Origin of the sequence: Mucilaginibacter aquatilis (genome assembly GCF_009755275.1) — a bacterium.
In the GTDB taxonomy this organism is placed as follows: domain Bacteria; phylum Bacteroidota; class Bacteroidia; order Sphingobacteriales; family Sphingobacteriaceae; genus Mucilaginibacter; species Mucilaginibacter aquatilis.
On the sequence record NZ_WQLA01000007.1, the window covers coordinates 119948 to 144371 of the forward strand.

The 24424-nt window shown below is 40.2% G+C and carries 22 protein-coding genes and 1 pseudogene; 10 read left to right on the forward strand and 13 right to left on the reverse strand.

The window, feature by feature from the left end:
* Window positions 1-186: 186 nt before the first annotated feature.
* The 4 genes from GO816_RS16455 to GO816_RS16470 all read right to left on the reverse strand — a co-directional run bounded on the left by GO816_RS16455 (window position 187) and on the right by GO816_RS16470 (window position 5678).
* The gene (locus GO816_RS16455) at window positions 187-2388 is read right to left on the reverse strand and encodes a right-handed parallel beta-helix repeat-containing protein (RefSeq protein ID WP_157543047.1); all 2202 of its coding nucleotides are present in this window, start codon (window positions 2386-2388) and stop codon (window positions 187-189) included.
* 152 nt (window positions 2389-2540) lie between these two features.
* The gene (locus GO816_RS16460; RefSeq protein ID WP_157543048.1) at window positions 2541-3110 is read right to left on the reverse strand and encodes a chemotaxis protein CheB; all 570 of its coding nucleotides are present in this window, start codon (window positions 3108-3110) and stop codon (window positions 2541-2543) included.
* 178 nt (window positions 3111-3288) lie between these two features.
* Window positions 3289-4761, reverse strand: coding sequence for an OmpP1/FadL family transporter (locus GO816_RS16465; protein ID WP_157543049.1), 1473 nt, complete (start codon window positions 4759-4761; stop codon window positions 3289-3291).
* Between the two features lie 23 nt (window positions 4762-4784).
* Window positions 4785-5678 (reverse strand): hypothetical protein, encoded by an 894-nt coding sequence (locus GO816_RS16470; RefSeq protein WP_157543050.1) that lies wholly within the window; start codon window positions 5676-5678, stop codon window positions 4785-4787.
* A gap of 105 nt (window positions 5679-5783) precedes the next feature.
* Here GO816_RS16470 and proS point away from each other — a divergent pair, with 105 nt between their 5' ends.
* The 4 genes and pseudogenes from proS (at window position 5784) to GO816_RS16490 (ending at window position 9856) form a co-directional block, all read left to right on the forward strand.
* Window positions 5784-7256, forward strand: a complete 1473-nt coding sequence (gene proS, locus GO816_RS16475; protein ID WP_157543051.1) for a proline--tRNA ligase — start codon at window positions 5784-5786, stop codon at window positions 7254-7256.
* A gap of 80 nt (window positions 7257-7336) precedes the next feature.
* Window positions 7337-8479: pseudogene (locus GO816_RS16480) on the forward strand (cystathionine gamma-synthase); the annotation flags it as partial.
* 93 nt (window positions 8480-8572) lie between these two features.
* Window positions 8573-9418: a TIGR02757 family protein gene (locus GO816_RS16485; protein ID WP_157543053.1), complete on the forward strand. Its 846-nt coding sequence runs from the start codon at window positions 8573-8575 to the stop codon at window positions 9416-9418.
* 63 nt (window positions 9419-9481) lie between these two features.
* Window positions 9482-9856, forward strand: coding sequence for a hypothetical protein (locus GO816_RS16490; RefSeq protein ID WP_157543054.1), 375 nt, complete (start codon window positions 9482-9484; stop codon window positions 9854-9856).
* A 15-nt stretch (window positions 9857-9871) separates the two neighbouring features.
* Here GO816_RS16490 and GO816_RS16495 read toward each other — a convergent pair whose 3' ends face one another.
* From GO816_RS16495 to GO816_RS16510, 4 genes are all read right to left on the reverse strand, one after another.
* Window positions 9872-10480: a DUF1349 domain-containing protein gene (locus GO816_RS16495; protein ID WP_198171545.1), complete on the reverse strand. Its 609-nt coding sequence runs from the start codon at window positions 10478-10480 to the stop codon at window positions 9872-9874.
* A 179-nt stretch (window positions 10481-10659) separates the two neighbouring features.
* Window positions 10660-11715, reverse strand: coding sequence for a nucleoid-associated protein (locus GO816_RS16500; protein ID WP_157543055.1), 1056 nt, complete (start codon window positions 11713-11715; stop codon window positions 10660-10662).
* 47 nt (window positions 11716-11762) lie between these two features.
* Window positions 11763-12122 carry a hypothetical protein gene (locus GO816_RS16505; RefSeq protein WP_157543056.1) on the reverse strand — a complete coding sequence of 120 codons (360 nt, stop codon included), beginning with the start codon at window positions 12120-12122 and terminating at the stop codon, window positions 11763-11765.
* Window positions 12123-12190: 68 nt separating this feature from the next.
* Entirely contained in the window at window positions 12191-12418 is a 228-nt protein-coding gene (locus tag GO816_RS16510; protein ID WP_198171546.1) for a hypothetical protein, read from the reverse strand.
* A 315-nt stretch (window positions 12419-12733) separates the two neighbouring features.
* Here GO816_RS16510 and GO816_RS16515 point away from each other — a divergent pair, with 315 nt between their 5' ends.
* Complete coding sequence (locus GO816_RS16515; protein ID WP_157543058.1) at window positions 12734-13291, forward strand: CAP domain-containing protein; 558 nt, start codon at window positions 12734-12736, stop codon at window positions 13289-13291.
* Window positions 13292-13294: 3 nt separating this feature from the next.
* On the opposite strand, the gene GO816_RS16520 is transcribed toward GO816_RS16515, so the two are convergent.
* On the reverse strand, window positions 13295-14131 hold the full coding sequence (locus GO816_RS16520; protein WP_157543059.1) for an endonuclease/exonuclease/phosphatase family protein: 837 nt from the start codon (window positions 14129-14131) through the stop codon (window positions 13295-13297).
* Between the two features lie 107 nt (window positions 14132-14238).
* Between GO816_RS16520 and GO816_RS16525 the strand changes: the two genes are divergently transcribed.
* Window positions 14239-15366 carry a metallophosphoesterase family protein gene (locus GO816_RS16525; protein WP_157543060.1) on the forward strand — a complete coding sequence of 376 codons (1128 nt, stop codon included), beginning with the start codon at window positions 14239-14241 and terminating at the stop codon, window positions 15364-15366.
* A 46-nt stretch (window positions 15367-15412) separates the two neighbouring features.
* Here GO816_RS16525 and GO816_RS16530 read toward each other — a convergent pair whose 3' ends face one another.
* Window positions 15413-15775: an SRPBCC domain-containing protein gene (locus GO816_RS16530; protein WP_317163660.1), complete on the reverse strand. Its 363-nt coding sequence runs from the start codon at window positions 15773-15775 to the stop codon at window positions 15413-15415.
* 214 nt (window positions 15776-15989) lie between these two features.
* Window positions 15990-16469, reverse strand: a complete 480-nt coding sequence (locus GO816_RS16535) for a Dps family protein (RefSeq protein WP_157543061.1) — start codon at window positions 16467-16469, stop codon at window positions 15990-15992.
* 103 nt (window positions 16470-16572) lie between these two features.
* On the opposite strand from GO816_RS16535, the gene GO816_RS16540 reads away from it, so the two are divergent.
* From GO816_RS16540 to GO816_RS16555, 4 genes are all read left to right on the forward strand, one after another.
* Window positions 16573-17334 carry a DUF4905 domain-containing protein gene (locus tag GO816_RS16540; protein WP_157543062.1) on the forward strand — a complete coding sequence of 254 codons (762 nt, stop codon included), beginning with the start codon at window positions 16573-16575 and terminating at the stop codon, window positions 17332-17334.
* Window positions 17335-17346: 12 nt separating this feature from the next.
* On the forward strand, window positions 17347-18270 hold the full coding sequence (locus GO816_RS16545; protein WP_157543063.1) for a DPBB and LysM peptidoglycan-binding domain-containing protein: 924 nt from the start codon (window positions 17347-17349) through the stop codon (window positions 18268-18270).
* Complete coding sequence (locus GO816_RS16550) at window positions 18257-18904, forward strand: uridine kinase family protein (protein ID WP_157543064.1); 648 nt, start codon at window positions 18257-18259, stop codon at window positions 18902-18904. The genes GO816_RS16545 and GO816_RS16550 overlap by 14 nt, the downstream gene beginning before the upstream one ends.
* Window positions 18905-19030: 126 nt before the next feature.
* Complete coding sequence (locus GO816_RS16555) at window positions 19031-20917, forward strand: acyltransferase family protein (RefSeq protein WP_157543065.1); 1887 nt, start codon at window positions 19031-19033, stop codon at window positions 20915-20917.
* Between the two features lie 52 nt (window positions 20918-20969).
* On the opposite strand, the gene GO816_RS16560 is transcribed toward GO816_RS16555, so the two are convergent.
* Window positions 20970-21641: a LolA family protein gene (locus GO816_RS16560; protein WP_157543066.1), complete on the reverse strand. Its 672-nt coding sequence runs from the start codon at window positions 21639-21641 to the stop codon at window positions 20970-20972.
* 94 nt (window positions 21642-21735) lie between these two features.
* Entirely contained in the window at window positions 21736-24417 is a 2682-nt protein-coding gene (locus GO816_RS16565) for an FtsK/SpoIIIE family DNA translocase (protein ID WP_157543239.1), read from the reverse strand.
* Window positions 24418-24424 lie beyond the last annotated feature (7 nt).

A 24424-nucleotide genomic window follows, 5' to 3' on the forward strand; every position in this document is an offset into this window, starting at 1 on the left:
TCGGCCATTGCAATCAAACTCAAGTACAACCAACACTTATTTTGATAGGCAGAGCCTGTGCTAAGGTCGTAACCTATCCCATAATTTACTTACCCGCATGTTGCAGGCGCTAATGCAAATGTTTCTAGAATGTGTGTAACAGTGCCCTAAAACTCATCTCAGTTGCCTTTGAAGGAACTAACAAGCTTAGTGTTCAGAAAATACCTTATTGGTGCTTTGCATTAGCTCATCAAAGGATGCCAGTTTGGCTTTAGATAGTTTTGCTTTATCTAACCATTCTTTGGTGCCATACACGCCTGCTTTGTTATAATCAAATTGCTTAAACCCAATTTGCTTAATTACCGCTGTGTTGCGTATGTGAAAATTGTAGTGCTCAGCATCAACAAAACCTGGATCAGCAATGGATGAGTGTTGATCATGACCAGACTTTCTCCATTCTTCCAATCCTCCGAAAGGGAAATTAGGTTGCCTGGCTGAGGCATTCCAGTAAATGTTGGAGTCTACAACAGTAACAGCGTTTTCCCAATATTTTTTTGGGTTAGTTTTAAATAACTCGCCTTGCTTGTAATAGATGATATTTCGTTTAAAGGTAAAAGATTGATGCGTTTCTACCCGGCTCATTTGCAACTGCGATTCAATACCCTTAGCAAAAATATTATTTCGAACTATGTTGTTTTTGCCGTAGTGCTGATGAAAACCGGCACTTTTGGTTTCATAAACTAAATTATTCTCTAATAGAATATCGCTCGATCCTTCGTCAGTATACAATCCCCAACCGCCATAGGTGCGGGAGTAAATATGATGAATTACATTATTGGTTATTTGCGTACCGGGCGATGGGCCAAGCGTGTAAATGCCACCCATATCACTCAACTCTCCCCAACCTAAATGATGTATATGGTTATAACTTATTGTATTGTGATGAGTTACGCTGGGTTTGTAACCCCATACCCATCCTACTGATATGCCGCTGTACCTGAAATCGGCAATATCGTTATGGGTAATCGTATTTCTAAATGCATGAAAGACAGCTATACCTGCAGCACAAGGGAATGTATAACCACCTGAATTGATAATATTATTATCGATAGTAATATGATTTGTTATTTCTGCAGTGTCGGCACCGAACTTTAGAGCGCCTAACTTAATACCACCTGCTCCTAAATCGTGTAAATAACAACCACTTATTGTGCTATTACTGCACCCTTCCCTGTACCATATGCCATTTGCGCCGGTATTAGCAATTTCGCAGTTTTTAAAATTGACATGGTTGGCATAATCTATTATAATAGCAGCTGCAACAGGAGCTGCCGCCTGAACCGGTTCCTGGCCTAATGCCGGTAACTGATAACCTGTAACTTTGAAAGCAATGTTTTCAAAATTGATGAAACTTACGTTTTGTGCTGCGGATGCACCTTTAACAACTAATAACTGCTGAGTCACCGGCGCCAATACTGTTGTGTTTTGAATGGTTTGTCCAGGTAAGGGTTTGTAATATAAGGTACCCGGCTGCTCTAAGAACCATTCACCGGCGGTATCCAAAGCTGCTTTAAAGTTTTCAGCAATATATTGTGTTTTATCATTTAGTGGGTTCCATGACTTCATGCCTTGTCCCCTTACCGTAACGCTGGAATCAGTCAAGTTGAGACTATCGATGTACTTGCGGGTATTGTCCCATTTGTGGTAAAACGTGAGGACTACTTTATTAATCTCTTCCTTTTTAACGGCTTTGAGCCATCCGGCATCATTTCCATTTATATACACTTTTTGGGTGGCCTTAGCCGCTACCCTATCACTACCTTTTTCAATTACCGTTTCAACAACCTTTTCGGGAGCGAAGAAACCATTATTGGGTGATTTTGCCCTAACAGCACGCTCACCATTAACGTATAATTGCTCAAAACCCTGTTTGGCTAACAAAGCGGGCAACCTGGCGACCCATAAACCGTTTTTAACTTGAAAATTACTAACGGGCATTCCGCACATAAAAACAGCACCCGTACCTATTGACTTATAAACAACCGGTGCCGTTGCCGTACCTGAATCTTCGGGAAGCAATACAAAGGGTTCGGTCAAATAATATGTTCCTGCCGCTATTTCAACTGTGAAGGATTCGGTGGGCTTACTTTGCCTCATTTTTCTGATTGCGTTACGCGCGGCTGTCAATGTTGCGAAAGGCCCATCAGTATTCTGTGCGTTTGGATGAGCCAATTTGCCTGAAAACTTATCGCTGCCATTGGTTGCTACATAAAATGTAAATGCCGAAACGGATGTGACGGACAAGAGTAAACAAGCAATACTTAGCATTGCAAATTTGAGGGTAATCCTCAGGTAAGCATTGGCAGAATTTGATAGTTGGTTTTCAAAATTTATAAAAGAATAAATCATAAGTGTGCAATTAGCGTCAAACAGAATACAGCTTGAGGAGTAAAGTAAATGATAATAACATTTATAAACCTTACGCCGGTGTTGTATTTATCTATTTAAACAGACCATTTTAACAGTTACACTTATACCAGGCCACCAAAGGGCTAATGTGATCAGGCTATGTATTCCAACAGTTTTTGCGCAATGGCTTTAGGTTCCAAAACATGATCGGGGTGATCATTTGCTATCAAACTTTGCGGCATTAGGGGAAATTGTGCAGTAATGGGATCTTGCACTATCACTAAACCATTCTCATCTTCAATTGCTTTTGCACCCTCTAACCCATCATAACCGGCGCCACTTAAAATAACGCCGATACTTTTATTTTTAGCTTCAGTAGCCATGCTTTTAAAACAATGATCTATGGTTCGGTTAATCTTACTTTCGGAGGTACGCTCTTCTACAGATATATAACCGTCATTAATTTTAAATTGCTTTCCTTCGGCCATAACGTATATTTTTCTCGGCTCCAAAAGCTCTGCGTTTTGTACAGCAATAACATCGAGCGGTGTTATGCGTTGTAAAATATGATTAAGATTACTTGGCTTTTGAGCCGGAATATGCTGTATCACAATCACAGCCGCTTTAACATCAGTAGTTAATGCTTTAACAATCTCTTTCAAAGGATCAAAACCACCGGCTGATGAACCTATCCCAATCAAATAAAAATCATATTCTGCCATATAATCACAAGTTTTACATCTCAGCAAAACAGGTAGCAACGCCGTAGCACACTATATTTGTTAAGCCAATAAACAAACTACATACACTGCGGGTAATTGTTCGCCTAAAACAGTTCGATTACAAAAACAAAAGGGGGACTCAACTAAGTCCCCCTTTTAATTCGTTATATGCGTTTAATTAAAACCTTACACCTAAAGTAAGGTAAACGTTGCTGAAACGATTATTTAAATTTGCTATTGGCGTTGCTGGTCCTATATCATAAGGACGTACAGTGCCTGATGTTTTTACGTGAGTATAAGTTGCATCCAAAGAATAGTTTTGGAAACGGTAACCTAAACCACCACTAACGGTATTCATATCTGCACCGCCATTTTTCAAAGGGTTACCCATAAATCCGTATCCACCACGTAAAAAGAAACTATCAGCCAAACGAGCCTCGGCGCCAACCCTTGAGTTTACTACCGATTTATAATCTCTTCTTATCTCTGTGTTATCATCTCTATCACCATTAAATGATAGCTTGGCACTTGAATAATCAACGTACTCCACATCACCACTAATGAAACCGTACTTACCAAAGAAGTAAGCCAACCCACCTGCAAGTTTTAAAGGTGTACGCAGGTTGTACGAAAAGTCGTAGTTCTGCCTGTCACTCACGGGGCGGATGTTATCAAATTGTGTACTGATACCCTCTGAGTAACTATCATCAATGTTGTACCATGTAGGCGATGTAAATAATGCACCTATTCTTAACGATTCAACCGGTCTTAAAATCATACCCAGTTTTACATTGATACCGCTACCGCTTGTACTTTGATCGCGTATAAAATCAGAAGTAAAGTTTCTGTTTACATCATTACCGTTTTCAAATAATGAAGCTGTTCCGGTTTCGGTGAATGTATTTATAGAGTTATAACGGAGGCTGCTTATACCAACCGAACCACCAATATATACTTTGTTGCTGCTATTTAAACCAAAGGCCAGGTTAAACTCTGATTGACCGCCTGTGCGCATGGTGTTTGATAATTGTGCAACAGAACCTCTCACGTTACTTTGATAACTATTGCTTGAATTATATAAATCAATCAAACGTTGATCATAAGCTATGCCTTGAAGTGTACCTTCCTGAGGCAGCTCCTCTTTAGGAACGCTATTTGCGTTAGCTAGGTTGGCATAGTAATTTGCAACAGAATTACCGCCGTTTTGACCGCCGTAAGTTATGTTTTCGTAAAAGTTATTGGTACGGTTATAGCCTACCCCAAAATTGAAGCTTAAAAGGCCTTTGCTTTTATCTGCTCCGCGAGCCGAATTTACACGCGAGTGAAATACAATAGATGCATTACTTAGATTAACAGCACTGCGTTTATCGCTCATGTTGTTACCAAGATAACTTGATTTCACATTTGAACCATTGTACTCGGGCGTAAAACTAAATTCAGAACGGGTGAAGAAACCCAAGCCTGCCGGGTTATTTCCTATGGAGCTCAAATCTCCACCAACGGCAGTACCTGCGTTGCCTATACCTCTAATGCGTGCTGTAGCGCCCGGCTGAAAGGTTGAAAACCTCAGCGCGTCTTGCGCGTACTGTGCAAAGCTATTTTGAGCAAATGCTACTGTAGCAAGTGCGCTTAATAAATATTTGATTTTCATATGTTAAATGTGCAATAAGATGTTTATGGTCTTGATGGACGTGCGCCGCCACCGCCGCCTCCTCCACCTGAGTAACCGCCGCCGCCACCTCTGCTACCGCCGCTGTTACCTGGGTTGTAAGTAGGTCTTTCAACAGTAGTTGGGCGATAAACAGGTTGAGGATTTGATTCGCCACGGGCACCGCGTGATACACGGCCACCATAACTTCCGTTTGCTCCTGAATTGCCGTTACCGTTTACACTGTTAGTACCTCTTCTGCCCGGATAGTTACCTGCGTTTGGATAATTGCCGCTGTAACCAACCCTCCGGCCGCTTGTGCTGCCGTAAGAGCCTGATCCGTTAAAGTTACGATTAGGTCTGCTGCGGTAATTTGGATTGTTGTAGGCCGAGTAGCCTCCCCAATAACCACCACCATAACCCAAGCCGGTTCCCCAGAAAGAATATGGTGAGCCCCAGCCGCCGTAGCCATAACCCCACGGACTGTAGCCTAAGCCACCGCCCCAGCCCCAGCCGCCACCATAGCCGTAACCAAGGCCAACGCCCAGTCCCCAGCCACTGTAGCCGCCCCAGCCATTACCATACCCATAAGGGCTGGCAAATGCACTATATGCGTACGGGTTGTTATAACCATAATAGTAATCGCCATAATAATCAAACGGCGAGTTATAACCAAAACGATTTATGCGCGAGGCATAACTGTCATAATAATAGTAATCATCATCGTCGCCACTGGTGGCCACGTAACGTTCATCATCACTTATAGCCTGACGATAAACAGGTGCATCACCGGCTTCTGCTTTGCTGAAGTACACATCGTCATCCTGTTTTGCGTTGGATGCCAACTGACTGGTGGTTGAGCAGGAAGCAAAGGCTAATGCACTTACAAGAATGGCTGCGTGCAAAAAGTTCCTTTTCATTTTATAGGGTATATTTAAAGTTGAAGATTAAAAACATAATTAATTTATAAATTTGGCAGCAAACTTACATATTTCAATAGTCAAAATTCATTCCACAAAGTACATATGAGCAAGGGGATTATAAGTAAAGACGAAGATTACTCGCAATGGTTTAATGACCTTGTAATAAAAGCTGATCTTGCCGAATACTCACCGGTAAGAGGTTGCATGATCATTAAGCCGTACGGCTACTCCATATGGGAAAAAATGCAGGCCGCGCTTGATAAGATGTTTAAAGATACCGGGCACAGCAACGCATATTTTCCGCTGTTAATACCAAAATCCTTCTTCTCAAAAGAGGCAAGTCACGTTGAGGGGTTTGCTAAAGAATGTGCGGTGGTAACGCATTACCGTTTAAAGAACGATGGCGAAGGCCAAATTATTGTTGACGAGGAAGCAAAATTGGAAGAAGAATTAATTATTCGTCCAACATCTGAAACCATCATATGGAATACCTACCGCGGCTGGATACAATCTTACCGCGATTTACCTATACTGGTTAACCAATGGGCTAACGTAATGCGCTGGGAAATGCGTACACGCCTGTTTTTGCGTACCAGCGAATTTTTGTGGCAAGAAGGGCACACAGCCCACGCAACTGCCGAAGAAGCTATTGCCGAAACCGAACAAATGCTGGAAGTATACGCCGACTTTGTTGAAAACTGGATGAGCGTACCGGTAGTAAAAGGGCGTAAAACTGCCAATGAGCGTTTTGCAGGCGCATTGGATACCTATTGTATTGAAGCTTTAATGCAGGATGGAAAAGCTCTACAGGCAGGAACATCGCACTTTTTAGGTCAGAATTTTGCAAAGGCATTTGATGTAAAGTTTACCAGTAAAGAGGGCAAACTGGATTACGTTTGGGCAACATCATGGGGGGTATCTACTCGCTTAATGGGTGCATTAATTATGACCCACTCTGATGATGCCGGTTTAGTACTTCCTCCAAAACTGGCTCCAATACAGGTTGTTGCTGTCCCAATTTATAAACACGATGAGGAATTAGAAAACATCCGCACTTACATTAAAGGCTTAAGTGCCGAGCTGCGTGCCAAAGGAATCTCTATTAAATTTGACGACCGTGACACCCAGCGCCCGGGCTTCAAATTTGCCGAATATGAGTTGAAGGGCGTGCCATTGCGTATAGCCATTGGTAGCCGCGACATGCAAAACGGAACGGTAGAACTTGCCCGCCGCGACACCAAAACCAAAGAAACTGTAAACCAGGAAGGTTTGGCTGATCATATTGAGCAGTTACTTGAGCAGATACAAAAAAACATATACGATAAAGCATTTAACTTCCGCGCGGAAAACACAGTTGAAGTAAATGACTACGAGGAGTTTAAAAGACTATTAGACGAAAAGCCAGGATTCATCTCAGCACATTGGGACGGTACTCTGGAAACCGAGCAACGCATTAAAGAAGAAACCAAAGCCACCATTCGCTGTATTCCATTAAACAACAAACAGGAAGAAGGCAAATGTATACTGACAGGTAAGCCTTCAACTCAGCGGGTGCTTTTTGCGCGAGCATATTAATTTTCGGAGACCAGTGGCCGGTGTTCTGTTGTAAGAGAATATAAGAATACCGGCTTCGGGCCTCCAAACTCAAATCACAGAAAATGAAATTCGGAACCAAAGCAATACACGCGGGGCAACATCCCGATCCAACTACTGGCGCGGTAATGACGCCAATATATCAAACATCAACCTATGCACAGGCTGCACCGGGCGATAATAAGGGTTATGAATACTCGCGTGGTACCAACCCTACCCGTAAAGCCTTGGAAGACTGTTTAGCCGCTTTAGAAAATGCTAAATACGGTCTGGCTTTTTCAAGTGGCATGGGTGCAACTGATGCGGTAATAAAGTTGCTTTCGCCTGGAGATGAAGTTATTACCGGTAACGATCTTTACGGCGGCTCCTACCGCATTTTCACTAAGATATTTGCAGGCTATGGCATCACATTCCATTTTCTTGACCTCAGCGATCCGACTATTATAGAAGAGTATGTGAATAAGAATACCAAGCTGGTTTGGATAGAAACACCTACCAACCCAACCATGCAGGTTGTAGATATTGAAGCCATTGCAGCAATCACTAAAAAGCACGAGCTTACCCTGGTGGTCGACAATACATTTGCCTCGCCATACCTGCAAAACCCCATGGATTTGGGAGCTGATATTGTAATGCATTCAGTTACAAAATACATTGGCGGTCACTCTGATTTGGTTATGGGTGCTTTGATGATGAACGACGAGGACTTGTACAAACGTCTTTGGTTTATATACAATGCCTGCGGTGCTACACCAGGACCAATGGATAGCTTTTTGGCCCTGCGTGGCATAAAAACCCTGCACCTGCGCATGAAAGCCCATTGCGAAAACGGCCGTGCCGTTGCTGAGTTTTTAAAGACACATCCAAAGGTTGAAAAAATATACTGGCCGGGCTTTACTGATCATCCTAACCACGAAGTAGCCAAAAAACAAATGCGTGATTTTGGCGGCATGATCTCCATCGTGCTTAAAGATGCTGACTTGGACGAGACCTTCCGCATCTCATCCAACTTTAAAGTATTTACTTTGGCCGAATCATTGGGTGGTGTAGAATCTTTAATCAATCACCCCGCCACCATGACCCACGGCTCTATTCCAAAAGAAGTTCGAGAAAAAGTTGGGGTGGTTGACAACCTGCTGCGCATCAGCGTTGGGGTAGAAGATATTGAGGATTTACTGGAAGATTTGAAAAACGCGTTGTCATAAAAATAGAACTAAGAGCCAAGAAACAAGAGCTAAGACTTCTAAAAAGTTTTCAAGGGTTCTTGTTTCGTGGCTCTTGCTTCTTACCTTTAAAATATGGTCACCGACATTAAATCCTTCCTCGACGCAAAAGTAGCACAATACAACCAACCCGAGTTTATTGAGAACGATCCCATAGTTATACCCCATCAGTTTACGCTAAAACAGGATATTGAGATCATGGGTTTTTGGGCGGCTACTCTGGCTTGGGGACAGCGCGTAACCATCATCAAAAAATGCCGCGAATTAATTGCTTTAATGGATGGCGCTCCTCATGATTTCATCATCAATCATCAGGAACCCGACCTCAAAAAGCTACTGAGCTTTAAGCACCGCACTTTTAACGATATCGATACCCTGTATTTCATACAATTTTTCAAGCATCACTATAGTAATTATCACTCGCTGGAAGACGCGTTTTTACCTTCGGTAACAAACTCTTTGATTTCAGATGATAGTGGATCTTGTGAATCAAACAATGCAGGGCCTGACACACAGAAGGCCTTAAATCACTTTAGAACGTATTTCTTCTCCTTGCCCGATTTTCCGCATCGTACTAAAAAGCACGTATCATCACCATCTCAAAAATCTACCTGTAAGCGCCTGAACATGTTTTTGCGCTGGATGGTGCGTAAAGATGATGCCGGGGTTGATTTTGGTATATGGAAACGTATTAGCCCAGAAGATTTAATTTGTCCGTGTGATTTACACGTTGATCGCATAGCCCGCAAGCTTAAACTCATAACCCGCAAACAAACTGATTGGCAAACGGCCCTCGAACTTACCGATCACCTCCGCCAATTTGACCCCGCCGACCCGGTAAAATATGATTTTGCTTTATTTGGTTTAGGTATTGAAGAACGGTGGGGACTGGATAACTTATTAGCTGGTGTTAAGTTGTAGCCTGCTCTTTTAAGACTTTATCTATATCATTCAAAATGACGTGAAGTTTGTGTAACTTCAATCATGCCTTATACCCCAACTCATGAAACCGAGCAACATCTGCAAACTTTCCTCAACGGTAAGTCAGACCATACTTTAGCCCTGTTTCACCATTTTGTGAGCGAGTATAAAAAGCTGGGTAATATAATACTGCATCCGACTAAAACCATGATAGGAATAGGCGTACCGGAAAAGCGGATTGCATGGATAACTCAACTAGGAAAAAATTTTATTCATGTGGTGTTTCCGTTTCACAAGCCTTATGAGGAGAACTTGTGCTTTGCCAAAATAGCACAAGTACCCGGACAGCTACAGTTTAACCATCATTTAAGGATGTTGCAAAAAGAAGATTTGAACGACGAGGTACTGAAGTTCATGCAGATGGCTATGTCTTCATAATTGTTGAATAACAATTTATTTAACCGCTTTTACAACAAAATTTTCAAACACTACCGGGAAACTTTTTTTGCCCGGTGCAGCGGCCACTACACCAATCTGGGCTTTCACCTTAGGAGGGAAGTACGCTAAACGTAGCATTTTAAAAGTTTTACTATCAAAAGAGTATTCTATTTGCACGTAATCGCCTTTGCGCAGTAATTTCAGCCATATTGATTTTGGGCTGTCCGTACGTGGCACAACCGACCAGTCAGAAACTTCACGCGTAACCACGGCACTTACATTTTGCACACCGTCAACATACTCAATACCGGTTTTTATCCAGTTCTTGTTATCTATACGCACCATTAAACCGGCCTGGTGAAACAACTCCTGATAGCTGCCCGTAACTTTTACAGTAGCTTCAAAGTCACCTTCGGTTTCCTGATAGTAAAACGGCCCCGAATCACGAATGAAATCATAATGAGTAATACGCCAGTAATCAGTACCCGGGTCAACGGTAAAAGTTAGCTTTTGAGCATTGCCGCTCCATTGTTTAGGTTGATTAAACCATTTCATCGTTTTGGTTTGTGCATTAGCATAAAAACATGCTAGGGTAAGGCATATTAAAGATATAAGCTTTTTCATAATTGGTTAAATGTAAACGGAAGCTAAATAAAGGATTTTGGCTGATAGTTTTGTTATTAACCTGATATGTTATGATTAACTGGTTCCAGCATCTAACTCTTGTAATTTGAATGCTCCGTGTTGACAATCCATGGTTGGAACCTAAATCAATACGACATAACTTAGCAGGTGTCCCTCTCCTATTCTTCCTCCTTAAAATAAACTTTATAGTAATTCATGGCCTTGGCATCATCAAATCCCTTTTCAATCAAATCTTTATCACCATGAATATATATATGGAAGTTACGGTCGAGCTTTAAAACACTTTTGTATACACGTGCCTGCTTTTTTACAGCATTATCTGAAATTTCAAACGAGTCGGGTATGCGGGTATCGTACTCCTCTTCGTATTGGTTTTTGTAGTTTTTGAATGATTCTATGGCTTGATCGTTGCCCAACACCTCACCTGCAAATTCATCCATCTCAAATGTATCTTTTTCCTTAAAATACTTCATCGAGCGGTTGAGCAGGTCAATTTTATCAGCCTTGCTCATTTCAAATTCGTCGTCGAGCTTTTGCGTTACAAAATTTTTATAAATGCTAAGGGTGTTATTGGTTTGATTAAAGTTATCGTTACGGACCTTCAACTTTAAAAAATCATCTTTCCAGTAAACGGCATCATTGCTACGGTTAGTTTGATCAATAGCTACCACTTTGTAACCATCTTCCTTTTGCACATTGAAAATCAAACAGCCTTTATCAAGCTTGTTAATGTTAATGGCATTTTCTTCATAATCCAAACCAAAGCCCCCTTCCTGAGGATACACCTTCAGAAACGTTTCCTTATTTTCAGATTTGAATATACCTATGGCATCAAGCAGTTCGCCCTCCAACTGCACATTGGTAAAATAGCCAATATAAACCTCACCTGCCTTAATTTTAGGATGCCCCGATGTGCTATACAAATGCTTAGCAATTTGCTGCGAAAGCTCGTGAAAGCGCTGCTTGTCTTCAAAAATATCTGTGCAGTAATGATGGATTTCGTTCAAATGCAAATCGCCGCCCGGATGCATCAGATGGTAAACTTCGTTTGTTTTTTCAAACGGAGTTAAAAAATACTGCATAAGCAAGCGCGGTATTATCTCATCTTTAAGGTCAATTGGTGCATCAGAAAGCGCATAGCGTTCATCCTGCAGCGGATTGCCAACATGATGTACCGAGATAGTTTGGAGTGAAGCCTCGAATGAAGTTACCATAGAGGCGGCAAAGGTAATTAATAATTTGAGAGCCGCTAAAGAGATACTTAACCTGCCTTTACATGCTCCTCCTCCTGACGGCGCAGTTCATTCAGCTGAATTTCATACGTTTTCATGCGGGCATGCAAAATATCAACTTCTGTACGCAGCATTTGTATTTCAGTAATTAGCTTAGGCGATTCTGTTTTAGTTATCTTTTTTTCGCCGCTTCCTAAAATAAGCCACTCAGGAGAATACTTCAACTGAAAGCACAGTTTACGAATAAGATAGTAGCTAATTTCCTGCTTGCGGTTAATTACCTTGCTTATAAAACCCTGGTCAACCTCAATGGCTTTGGCCAAACCTAACTGGCCGCCATGTTCTTTTACAATAACTTTAAGGCGTTTAATAACCGCGTCGTCAGACATAGATAATGCTTTGTTTGCAATTACGTTACTTAATGCAAACAAACATATAAAATTATAGGCAAGGCCAATTACTTTTTCACATTATTCAATTGCCTCATCAACTGATCTAAACCGTGATTGTACTTTTTAATACAAATGCTTTCATTTTTATAGAGGCACACCAATTCATCAAGCTTATTTTTATAACGCTCATGCTCGGGGTGTGATGAATGGGGTAGCTTTGTACGTATAGTATTGAATTTATGCAGCGTTGATTTTTGAAGCAGTAACGGCGCTACGTTTTTATTTTGCTTCATGATGCTGCTTACTTTATTATGCTGGCGACTCATGATATAAATTATCAGAAAAATGCCGGCAAAACCAACTGCTGAAAATGCGATAATAAACTTGTTAAGAGTAAACATTTAAGGCCGAAACTAAATGATTGATAGATGTTTATATATCTCTTTAGACGTCAAAAGTACAACCGGGGTTTCAATAAAATTACATTTACTTAAAAGTATCTTAACACATTAAATTTTTGAAAGAAAAAATAAATCCCTGAAAAATGGAGTTAAAAAAATATCGCATTAAGCTAAACCAAAACTTAAGATTTTAGTCTTAAAACCGCTATGGGTAGATTTTGGATTAATTTATTTTTAACGCTGATTGTGAGCAGCTTGTTTACGCCGAGCCAGGCTCAGACTGCAAGCTCAAAATTTAAGAATGAATTTTTAACGCGCATAAACAAAATACGAAAGCAGGGTTGCAAGTGCGGCACAACCAACATGCCGCCGGTTGCGCCATTAGTTTGGAACGATGAACTAGCAGCTGCTGCAGCAGGCCACGCACGCGATATGGCCCGCAACACCTACTTTAGCCATAACAGCCGAGACGGCCGCTCAATTGAGTCTCGTATCACTAATGCAGGCTATACTTATGATGGTTACAAAAGTTTTGCCATAGGTGAAAACATTGCCCAAGGGCAAACCAGTATTGCCGAGGTTAATGAGGGCTGGTTTAAAAGTCCGCGTCATTGTATGAACCTGATGAACCGCGATTTTACAGAAATTGGCGTTGCCGAAAATAACACTTACTGGGTACAGGACTTTGGCGGACGCGAAGCTTTCACCAACCGCGAAAAGGAGTTGATAAAAAGCGGCAGGATAAAAATAAGGCGCGTTAAATAACGTCTACATTACAATCTTTGCCTCAACCGGAAAATGATCTGAAGGATATTTGCCCTGGTAGCTATCAGTAAGCACACCCCAGCTGTTTACCTTAACTCCAGGCGAGGTAAATATATGATCAATAATTTCCAGACTTTTTATATCACTGCCAAAACCGTTGTACGTTCCACTATTTACGTAAGGAAATTTCACTTTGCGGTAGGTATCTTCAAGCACTTTGGAGTCGGCAATACGTTGGTACCAGGTGCTGGTATGATCGCCATTGAAATCGCCGGTTAGTATAACGTTGCTATTGCCTGCTATTGACTTTATTTTTTGCAGTATAAGTTTGCTGCTTTCTTCGCGCGCAACTTTGCCCTCATGATCATAATGCACATTAAAGAAGTAAAACTTTTTGCCCGAACCAACATCTTGCAGGTACACCCATGAGCATAAACGGTAACAGCATCTGGCGTCCCACCCTAGTGATGGCTTTTGCGGAGTTTGTGACAGCCAAAAATCTCCTTTGGCTAACAATTTAAATCTGTCTTTTTTGAAAAATATGGCCGAGTGTTCGCCTTTCTCTTTTCCATCGTCTCTGCCAACACCATATCGTTGATATTGGGGTAACGTTTTGGTTATATCTAATAACTGGTTTTCTAAAGCTTCCTGAGTTCCAAATACATCAAAGTCATGAAACCTTATAAGGTTGGCTACGACCGGTGCACGGTCTTTCCATAAATTACCTGTGTCGTTTTTAGTATCAAAACGTAAGTTATACGAAGCTACGGTTAACTGCTGGGCTTTTGCAACCACAACTGTGAATGCAAAAACGGCATACAACAAAAATCTTTTTCTCATAAGGCAAACTTGTGTTCAGGCTTTCGAAAGTAATATTAGTGTTTTGATGTTAAATTGTCAACATGCAATGTTAATCTACGTTTAATATAAAACACGTATTTTTGCTGATGACCGAATTTACAACTACCAAACATTCTACCCCGGTTATAAAACTGAATCAACCCGACGATAGCCATAAATTTAAGTCGCTGCCTGCACCGGTTGGTAATTATCCTTACCACTTGTCGCTTACTGATAAAGTTCCTGCTGTATCTGATCAAAAAATTGTTTTTCAGATGGTTGGCGACACCGGAAGTGTGCGCAACCCGGCCTTTCAACGCGAGGTTGCCGAGGAGATGATAACACAGTTTAACGAAGCAAAGTCACCTGAAGATAAACCGCTATTTTTGTTTCATTTGGGCGATGTGGTTTATCATCACGGAGAAGCGGAACGCTATTACGACCAGTTTTTTAATCCTTACCGCAACTATCCTGCACCGGTTTTTGCTATTGCCGGCAACCATGATACCGACGTAAACGCCGAAAGTAAAACGCCATACCAAAGCCTTGATGCATTTAAGCAGGTTTTTTGCTCGGCCCATGAGCATATTGTGCCGTTTAGTAACGATGTAAAGTGGAAGAGTAACACGCAACCCAACACCTATTGGACGTTGATTACACCACTGGCCAACATTGTTGGCTTACACAGCAATGTACCTAAATTTGGCATTATCACTAATGAGCAACGCGCATGGTTTATTGAAGAATTGAAGCGGGCCGGCAGCGAAAGGCCGGCAAAGGCAATTATAATTTGCATTCATCATGCCCCCTACTCTGCTGATATCAATCATGGTTCAAGCCTTGCCATGATCAACTTTTTAGAAACTGCTTTCAATGAAACCGGTGTTAAACCGGATATTGTTTTCAGCGGGCATGTGCATAATTATCAACGCTTCAGCAAAACGTATAGTGATGGCAAAGAAGTACCTTTTATAGTTGCCGGCTCAGGCGGTTTTGACGAATTACATGCCATTGCTAGGGTAGATGATGAACGTTTTACTAACCAAAGCGAAGTATTCAAAAACGTAAAACTCATGAACTACTGCGATAACCGTCATGGCTTCCTTAAAATAGCAATCGAAAAAATTAATGATCAGCTAATTCTATCAGGACAATATTTTAGTTTGCCACATAAAAAAGGTGAAATAAAAGAACCTGCATCGCTCGATGATGAATTTAGCCTTGTTATCAAATAATGCAAAAGGCCTCCTGTTTAAAACCAAGAGGCCTTTTACTTAATTGCTATTTACTCTCTGCGTACTTTTTAAAGTTGTTTAAAATTGCTTGCCAGCCATCGCGTTGCATTTGAATAGGATTTGAATCTTCCGGTTCGAATGTTTCTGTGATTATGGTTTGGCCATCATTTTCTTCAAATAAAATTTCAACCTTACGCCCGTCATCTATGGTGTAAGCAATGCTTTTAAATTCTTCAACACGATCATACTTTCCGCCAAAATCAAAACTAAAGCTACCATCTTTTGCGGCCATAGTGGTTTTAAAAGAACAGCCTGTACGCAAGTCATTTTCGGCATGAGGTGCATGCCAATCATCAGATGCAAACGCCCAGCTTGTTATATGCGACGGATGATTCCAAAACTCCCACACTTTTTTATCGGAGCATTTATGTTTGCCTTGATTACTATTGGGTATTTACTGCTTGTTTCCATTTTTTGGGTCTGTATATTCTCAAATTTAGCACAAGTTTGTAAACTGTACACGGGCTATATGCGACAAAATTGGGGCGAAGAAAACATCTCTCTTCATCAACAAAAAAAGCCGTGAGCATTGCCCACGGCTTTACAATAACGAAAAGATAAAATTAATCTTCGTTCACAAATGAACGTAGCATCCAGGTGTTTTTCTCTTTATACTGCATAAAACGATTAATCATATCGTTAGTACCATCGTCACCTGCGTCAGATGTAATGTCAAGTATGTTGCGTTCCATTTCAATCAACGCTGCCATGTCAGCAATCAGTGCTTTTACCATATCAGTATCTTTCATACCAATGGTATTTATCTCTTTTATTTGCGAGGTTTGAATGTACTCGGCAAAAGTGCTGTAAGGTGGCTTTCCTAAGGTTAAAATGCGCTCTGCTAGCTCATCAATAAAAGTAAGCGCTTCTGTGTATAATTCTTCAAACTTAACGTGTAAGGTAAAAAAGCTTGGTCCTTTTACATTCCAGTGGCAGCCGCGTAATTTTTGGTAATGTATATGGTAGTTAGCTAATAACTCATTTAAATGATCAACTACAGGCTTCACTTCCTGTTCGTTCAAACTTATTTCTTTTGCGTCCATAGTATAGTATTTGTAAGTGTATCTTTCAACACAAACCTAAGTGAAGTGTTTGAAAGTAGCCAACATTTCAATCTCATTTAAATAAAAATTCTATTTTTAAAGCATGAGCACTTTCAAGCTTTTGGTTGCCGAACATTTTACTGGTGAAATATGGCGTATGGAAGTAGATTATGTTACCCATACACTACTTGCCGAGATACGAAATACTGAAGATAGGGCCGTAAGCTTTGCTTCTATTAATCTCGACAGCGGGAAGACAAATTTTAAAAATTACACCATAGACGAAAAGTGGTTGACAGGTATAGAAACAGCCTACAATGGCGTTCTCTTGTTACACTTTTATGAAAGCACGGCCAGTCCTGCTCACAAAGGGTTAACAGCTATTGAGGCAGCAACAGGTAAATTGCTATGGTATAACTTTAACTTAACCTTTGATAACTTAAGCTCAAACGGGCCTATAGCTTTTGACAGTCGCTTTCAACCTGCAACATATTCGCTTTTAAATATTAACAATGGAGCAGCTTTACGCAAATTTGATTCTAATGTTGACCTTGTTGTTGATAATCAGATTATCGTACCGCAAACCATTCCGATGCCTGCAAATTTACCAAAGTTGCCGTCAGAGTCTTATCATAACAATGTTCATTATCTGGAATACAATAACTGGATAATTGTATCTTTGCACTCGCTTTGGGCCGGCCAGCTTAAACAAAGTTTATACCTTGTTAAAGATGGCGTTCTAATTTTTGAGGATATATTAAATACCAACATACAAAAATTGCAACCTGAGGCGTTTGTTTTATACCGTAACCAGCTTATTTATTTAAAAGATAAGGTGGAGATTAAGGTACTTAATTTAAGCTGACAAGGTTTTAACATGACTTCTAAATTAATTTTCCTGGGTAGCATCATATCATACTTTGCTACACCGGTTTTGGCGCATTCGCCGCTAGACTCCATAGGGGTAGAAAATCTTGATGGAAAAAAGGTTATCCTTCATAAACTTGACCCGAAAGACAATTATTACTCCGTTGGTCGCCGTTATAACGTTAAGCCAACTGCTGTAATTCAATTTAACAGTAACACATCGCTGCGAGTTGGTAAAGTAATAAAGGTTCCAACCGATTTGCCTTTTGTAAGCCCCGGAAATACGCCAGCGCCAAGCGTAAGTACAAGTACACCTGCAGCTTCAGGCGGTAATCAAATAACAGAATACAAGGTTTCTCCCGGTGAAACTTTATACGCCATTTCGAAAAGATTTAATGTTCGGGTGGAAGATATAATGAGTCAGAATAACCTGACGTCAAATGCACTTCAACCTGGTCAAATTTTAAAAATAAAAGCAGTTACTCAAAATCCGGCTACCGTGACACCGCCTCAACCTGCGCAACAAACTCCCGTTGTTTCAAACCCTGCTATCGATTCAGCAAAACGCGATTCAACTACAGTTGCAGCCAATGACTCGATTTCAGTTGAGCGCCGCCTGCCTGCTAATCGTTACGGCCTAACCGAACGTAATGAAAAAGGAGTTGCGACGTTTTTAGATGATGCCGGACTTGGACTTGATCCAAACAAAAAACTTGTACTGCATCGCACCGCTCCGGTTGGAACCGTATTGAAAATAATCAACCCAATGACTAATCGAACCACCTATGCAAAAGTAGTTGGTCGGTTTACCGATAATGAGATGACAAAGGACGTGATCATTGTGCTTACCAAAAGTGCCGCAGACGCGCTAGGTTCGCTGGACAAACGCTTTCATGTAACTATAAGCTACGGAATGCCTAATGAGCAAGAATAAGCCGTACATAATTGGTATCGCTGGGGGAAGCGGATCTGGCAAGACCTTTTTTTTAAAATGCTTTCTTGAACACTTTTCGGCCGAAGAAGTGTGCCTTGTATCACAGGATGACTATTATATTCCTGTAGCACACAACATGACGCCTGAAGAGAACAAGCTTTACAACTTTGATTTACCTGCAACAATTGATAGTGAGCACTTCCTTGCAGATGTTCAGAGCTTAATTAATTACGAGCCTATTATTAAGCAGGAGTATACGTTTAACAATCCAAATGCTGTACCTAAAACTCTTGAGATAAAGCCGGCGCCCATATTGATTGTTGAAGGCTTGTTTATACTACACTTTAAACAAATTGCAGATAGCTTAAATCTGAAAATATTTTTAGATACTGACGAAGATGTAGCTCTGCAACGACGTTTAAAACGCGACTTAAATGAGCGGGGATATTCAAATGATGACGTTCTATATAAATGGCATAACCACGTGGTACCTGCTTATCAAGAATACCTATTACCTTACCGAGAGAGCTGTCATAAAATTGTTTTGAACAACACCAATAATGCACAGGATATTGTGCGTATAACTGATGAAATATCCACAGAGCTACGACACAAACTGTTTGGGGAAAATTGATACATTGTTTACATAAATCCGTTTAGCTTGCAATAATTACAATGCAACACAACTCTTAGTTAAAAAAAATATAGCTTTATTGGATGATTTTAGATAGTTATATTTACAAACTATCAATATCAATTCATGACTTCATCTGCCTCAACCAGCACATTTCGCTATGACATTAACGCTTTAAGGGCTATAGCAATTATAGGTGTTGTTTTATTTCACTATAAAGTTAAGTTTTTCGAGGGCGGTTTTGTAGGTGTTGATATCTTCTTTGTCATCTCGGGTTACCTGATGACAAAAATTATAATTAATTCCTTAGAGAAAGGAAGCTTTTCATTATTAGATTTTTACAAAAAAAGGTTTCAAAGAATTGTTCCGGCGTTACTAGCGATGCTGACCGTAGTAACCGTCGTTGGCTTTTTTGTGTATTTTCCGGATGACTATAAAAATATTCAGAGGTACGCTGCCAGTAGTGCAATATTTATATCTAACGTAATATACTGGCGAGAAATTAATTACTTTGCTCCTTCGTCAGACTATAATATTTTCCTTCATACTTGGTCTCTTTCTGTTGAGTGGCAGTTTTATTTGATTTTCCCAATTACAGTTTCATTATTTTACAAACTTAAGCATAGGCTAACTGCCGTAAGGAGCGTAATTATTGTACTAACCTTATTATCATTCTTCCTTTGTTTGTACTTATCAAATCGAAATCCTACGGCAACTTTTTATCTTTTGCCTACAAGAGCATGGGAAATGCTGATTGGTGGAGTTGCTTTTCTATATGATAAAAAAAAACTATGGAATCAAAGCGTCAACACTATAATATCAATTTTCAGCTACATTACAATTTTCTTAAGCTACATACTAATTAGTCCTTCCAGCGCTTGGCCCAATGTTTTAACAGTTATACCTGTTGCAGCAACTTACCTATTACTTGTGACAAATGAAGACTTTCGTCTTCTAAAACGAGATGTGTTTCAAACTCTTGGATCTATCTCTTATTCTGTATATCTATGGCATTGGCCAATATTTGTAGTTGGTCAATATTTATTTATTAAACTTTCTCCTTTAACAATCCTTATCTATGTAACATCTTCTCTTGTAGCGGGATTTTTATCCTACAAATACATTGAAAGTATTCGTTTTAAAAGTAACCTCCGGCTCGTTATTTATACCGCCACCGTATTAATGGCTACAGCATCTCTAAGCAAAATTGATTCAAATACAGTTTTATTTAAAAAAGAAACTATAGCCATCGCTGATTATCAAACTCAAAACGTTGAAAAGCGAAAAAAACAATATCGGGAAGACACTTGCCATGTAGAGAGCATATCAAACTTCAACAAAAAAATATGTCTTTGTAATATACCAGCAACGAGAAACGTCTTGTTGATAGGCGACAGCCATATGGGCCAACTTGCTCAATCGTTCAACGAGATGGGTAAAAGAAATAATGTGAATTTTTTACAAGCAACAGCTTCGGCTACGTTACCGCTGATTAATGACTATCAACAAACTAACGCCAAGTCCCGATCTCTTATAAACTACATGTATTCTGACTTTATACCAAAAAATGCTCAATCACTAAACTTAATTTTAATTACGGCAAATTGGGCAGGTTACAAGAAAGTCAAAAACTTAGATACTTTGATAAAAGGCATAAATGAAACAATAAAGTATATAAGCAAATATAATCCCAGAATATTAGTTTTAGGTCAGACGGAGACTTATGAAAATTCATTCCCAATGATTGCAGCCCGAGAATACAGAGATCGAAGCAATTCACGTGCTAGTTATCTCAACGAGAAAGATTATGAAGTGAACAATCGTCTAAAAATGGAATTTGGTGAATTGTATATAGATATTATTAATAAAAAAGACTCATTACCATTGATTTCGAAAAACCTAGTTCCGTATATGACTGATAATCAGCACGTATCAAAATATGGAGCTGACCTACTGGTAGAAAAAGTTTTAAAAAATCCCCACTTTGCTAACTACTTAATAACTACACATTAATTTTTTGACACTAAGTTATTGAACTTTAAATCAAAATGCACTTGTAAGATACCTACCTCAAATCAACAACTTCAACGCCTTTATAAGCTTTTGGATTAAAGGAGAAAATCTCCCCACCAGCATTTGGGTTGGCAACTAAAGACTTTATAGTGTACGTATAGCGGCTACCATTTTTATCAAACAACTGAGCGCTGTAAATTTGTTTTTTGAGCTTGTCTATCAGCAACCTGATTTTGAAAATGCTTTGCTTTGCGTCGGTGGGTGTAAGATCAATTACCTGGTATTGTTTCCCTGATCGCTTTTGCAGCCCTGCATATATATATTTATACCCTTTTTCATATATAGTAAAAATTTGAGCCGGGTTTAATCCCTCAGCTGTGCTGGCATCAGTCACTTGTACTTCCTTTTGTTTTGGCATGTAAGTCCACTGCGTTTTACCATCACTTACAATTTCCTGAAGGATTTCCTTTTTTGCAGCATTAGAAAAAATATCCAATCGGTACTTATTAGCTTTTGGCTGAGTAATAAGTACACCATTTTGCACCTGATTTACGCCCTCTTGAGGATTTGATATAGCCAAAGTAAAATCACTTTTTACTGTATTGTATGAACGATATTTTTTACTTACATCATTCAATATGGCTTTAGCATCGGCATCTTTTTGAGCGTAAGAATTTATAGAGACTGCCAAAAGAAGGCATAGTCCAGTGAAAGCTTTTTTCATAATTTTAGGTAGGTACCTGCAAAAGCAAGTAACGATAATACACGTTAAATAATACGTTTAATTAAATCTTAGAACAAGATTTTGTAGGGATGGTTTAATTACCGGAAGATTTTTGAAGTTCTTCTAAATGACGTTCAAGACTATATTCGTCGGGGTATAAAACCTCACGAGCTTTACTTCCTTCAAACGGACCCACTATACCCGCTGCTTCTAATTGATCTATAATACGGCCTGCGCGGTTATAACCCAATTTCATTTTGCGTTGTATAAGTGAAGTAGATCCTTGCTGGTGCAATACAATAAGGCGTGCTGCGTCTTCAAACATAGGGTCTCGATCGTTAGGGTCAAAGTCTTTTGGCGCGCTCGCCTCCCCTTCTCCAACGTATTCCGGAAGCAGCATTGCACTTGGATAACCGCGTTGGTTGCCTATGTGGTCAGATATCTTCTCTACCTCAGGTGTATCAACAAAGGCACATTGAATGCGTATCAAATCACTTCCTGTGGCTAATAGCATATCACCACGACCAATCAGCTGATCAGCGCCTCCGGCATCCAAAATGGTGCGTGAATCTATTTTTGATAACACCCTGAATGCTAAGCGGGCCGGGAAATTGGCTTTAATTGTACCTGTTATGATGTTTACGGATGGACGCTGAGTAGCAATTACCAGGTGAATACCCACTGCACGTGCCAATTGTGCAAGCCGGGCTATAGGCATCTCAACTTCTTTACCCGCGGTCATCATCAGATCGGCAAACTCGTCAACAACCAAAACAATGAAAGGTAAAAATCTATGTCCGTTTTCCGGGTTAAGTTTACGGTTTACGAATTTACCGTTATACTCTTTTAGGTTACGCACCTGTGCATCCTTAAGCAAGTCATAACGTTGATCCATTTCAATACACAATGAATTCAGGGTATTAATTACCTTTTTTGTATCGGTTATAATGGCATCGGCTTCATCAGGCAGTTTTGCCAAAAAATGCCGTTCTATCTTTCTAAATAGGGTCAACTCAACCTTTTTAGGGTCAACCATCACAAATTTCAGCTCAGAAGGGTGACGTTTGTAAAGCAGTGAAACCAAAATTGCATTTATACCTACTGATTTACCCTGCCCGGTTGCACCTGCAACCAACAAGTGAGGCATTTTAGCTAAATCGGCCACAAACACTTCATTCGATATGGTTTTACCTAATGCAATTGGTAAATCCATCGTTGTGTTTTGAAACTTCTCGGTTGCCAAAACCGAACGCATTGACACCATCTCAGGATGCTGGTTTGGCACTTCAATACCTATAGTACCTTTACCAGGCATTGGCGCAATAATACGTATACCTAACGCTGCCAGGCTCAGTGCAATATCATCTTCCAGGTTTTTGATTTTTGAGATACGTACGCCAGGTGCAGGAATTATCTCATATAAAGTAACCGTTGGGCCAATGGTTGCCTTTATCTTATCAATTTCAATATTGTAGTGATTGAGCGTTTCTACAATTTTGTTCTTGTTGGCTTCAAGCTCAGTGGCATCTACGTTTATCTTATTAGTTCCGTAGTTTTCAAGCAAATCAAGGGTGGGATACTTATAGCTTGATAAATCAAGTTTTGGGTCATACATTCCAAACTTTTCAACCAGCTCGTTAGTATTTTTATCAGCTTCCTTTTCAATACTCAATTCTGCCTGCGGGCGCGAATCTTCTACGGTTAAAGGGATTTCGTCACCGTTTGATACCTCTTCGGAATCGCTCTCATCTTCGTTATGATCGTAACTAATCTCTGGAGATAAAATTACCTCATCAGCTACCTTGGCAACATTTGCTATTGCAGCAGCATGCGCCAAATTATGAGTTAATACAGGCTCTGGCGTAAGTGGCGCTGTTACCGTTGGCCTAAATGATGGTTCTTGCTTTAATCGTTCCTGACTTTCTGGAGCAAGCGGAGCCGGCGTAGCCGATTCACGGGAACGATTATTAGCTCTTGGCCACTCAACTGGCTCAAATATAACCTCATCCTCCAGTTCAATACTGTCAGGTTCAATGATGTCGCTATCACTGCCCCTCACTTGCTTCTTAGGTCGTTCAGGTAATTTAAAATCAATATTGTAGGCAATGATAAGAACAGTAAGAGCAGCAAACGCCAGCACACAGCCGGTACCGGCAGGGCCAATTTGTGCGTTTAATAACCGCGTACTCCAATAGCCAAATTCACCTTCAAAATAATGCGGATAATTGTTTACAAAGCCATGAATATACCCAATTGCAACTGATGAAAATATCAGTCCAAAAAATGAGTAACCTAATAACTTGGCAACAGAAAACAATCGTACCTTAAAAAGTAAGCGGTAACCAATAACAAAAAATACAAGAACAAAAAAGTAAGACGCCAGACCAAACCACTCAAACATGAACTGATTTGCCATAAGGGCTCCCAACTTACCCAACCAGTTTTGCACAACCGGATTAGTTACTCCATTATCAATAAGCTCTTGTTGGGTTTTAAATAAATTGCCCCATCCTCCGTTTGATTCAAGAACATAGCTTTGATCAGCCTCCCAGGTAAAAATGTATGACGTGAATGCAATCAGGAAAAATACCGAAATTATCAGGCACAACAGTCCTGCAATTTTGATTATCCGGCCATCTCCTAAATTAAATACCGGCAAACTTTCCAGCCTTGGCCGGCTCAGTCTTTCGCGCTCGTTACGGCTGGCAGAACTCTGGCGCGGACGGCTTTCATCTTTAAAAGAATTAGATCTTAACTGATTTCCTTTTGGCGGCATCTTCATC

Bases quoted from the DNA above. Each gene is read 5' to 3' on its own strand.
- GO816_RS16455 (WP_157543047.1), bottom strand. From the start codon at position 2,388: ATGATTTATTCTTTTATAAATTTTGAAAACCAACTATCAAATTCTGCC.
- GO816_RS16460 (WP_157543048.1), bottom strand. From the start codon at position 3,110: ATGGCAGAATATGATTTTTATTTGATTGGGATAGGTTCATCAGCCGGT.
- GO816_RS16465 (WP_157543049.1), bottom strand. From the start codon at position 4,761: ATGAAAATCAAATATTTATTAAGCGCACTTGCTACAGTAGCATTTGCT.
- GO816_RS16470 (WP_157543050.1), bottom strand. From the start codon at position 5,678: ATGAAAAGGAACTTTTTGCACGCAGCCATTCTTGTAAGTGCATTAGCC.
- proS (WP_157543051.1), top strand. From the start codon at position 5,784: ATGAGCAAGGGGATTATAAGTAAAGACGAAGATTACTCGCAATGGTTT.
- GO816_RS16485 (WP_157543053.1), top strand. From the start codon at position 8,573: ATGGTCACCGACATTAAATCCTTCCTCGACGCAAAAGTAGCACAATAC.
- GO816_RS16490 (WP_157543054.1), top strand. From the start codon at position 9,482: ATGCCTTATACCCCAACTCATGAAACCGAGCAACATCTGCAAACTTTC.
- GO816_RS16495 (WP_198171545.1), bottom strand. From the start codon at position 10,480: ATGAAAAAGCTTATATCTTTAATATGCCTTACCCTAGCATGTTTTTAT.
- GO816_RS16500 (WP_157543055.1), bottom strand. From the start codon at position 11,715: ATGGTAACTTCATTCGAGGCTTCACTCCAAACTATCTCGGTACATCAT.
- GO816_RS16505 (WP_157543056.1), bottom strand. From the start codon at position 12,122: ATGTCTGACGACGCGGTTATTAAACGCCTTAAAGTTATTGTAAAAGAA.
- GO816_RS16510 (WP_198171546.1), bottom strand. From the start codon at position 12,418: ATGAAGCAAAATAAAAACGTAGCGCCGTTACTGCTTCAAAAATCAACG.
- GO816_RS16515 (WP_157543058.1), top strand. From the start codon at position 12,734: ATGGGTAGATTTTGGATTAATTTATTTTTAACGCTGATTGTGAGCAGC.
- GO816_RS16520 (WP_157543059.1), bottom strand. From the start codon at position 14,131: ATGAGAAAAAGATTTTTGTTGTATGCCGTTTTTGCATTCACAGTTGTG.
- GO816_RS16525 (WP_157543060.1), top strand. From the start codon at position 14,239: ATGACCGAATTTACAACTACCAAACATTCTACCCCGGTTATAAAACTG.
- GO816_RS16535 (WP_157543061.1), bottom strand. From the start codon at position 16,469: ATGGACGCAAAAGAAATAAGTTTGAACGAACAGGAAGTGAAGCCTGTA.
- GO816_RS16540 (WP_157543062.1), top strand. From the start codon at position 16,573: ATGAGCACTTTCAAGCTTTTGGTTGCCGAACATTTTACTGGTGAAATA.
- GO816_RS16545 (WP_157543063.1), top strand. From the start codon at position 17,347: ATGACTTCTAAATTAATTTTCCTGGGTAGCATCATATCATACTTTGCT.
- GO816_RS16550 (WP_157543064.1), top strand. From the start codon at position 18,257: ATGAGCAAGAATAAGCCGTACATAATTGGTATCGCTGGGGGAAGCGGA.
- GO816_RS16555 (WP_157543065.1), top strand. From the start codon at position 19,031: ATGACTTCATCTGCCTCAACCAGCACATTTCGCTATGACATTAACGCT.
- GO816_RS16560 (WP_157543066.1), bottom strand. From the start codon at position 21,641: ATGAAAAAAGCTTTCACTGGACTATGCCTTCTTTTGGCAGTCTCTATA.
- GO816_RS16565 (WP_157543239.1), bottom strand. From the start codon at position 24,417: ATGCCGCCAAAAGGAAATCAGTTAAGATCTAATTCTTTTAAAGATGAA.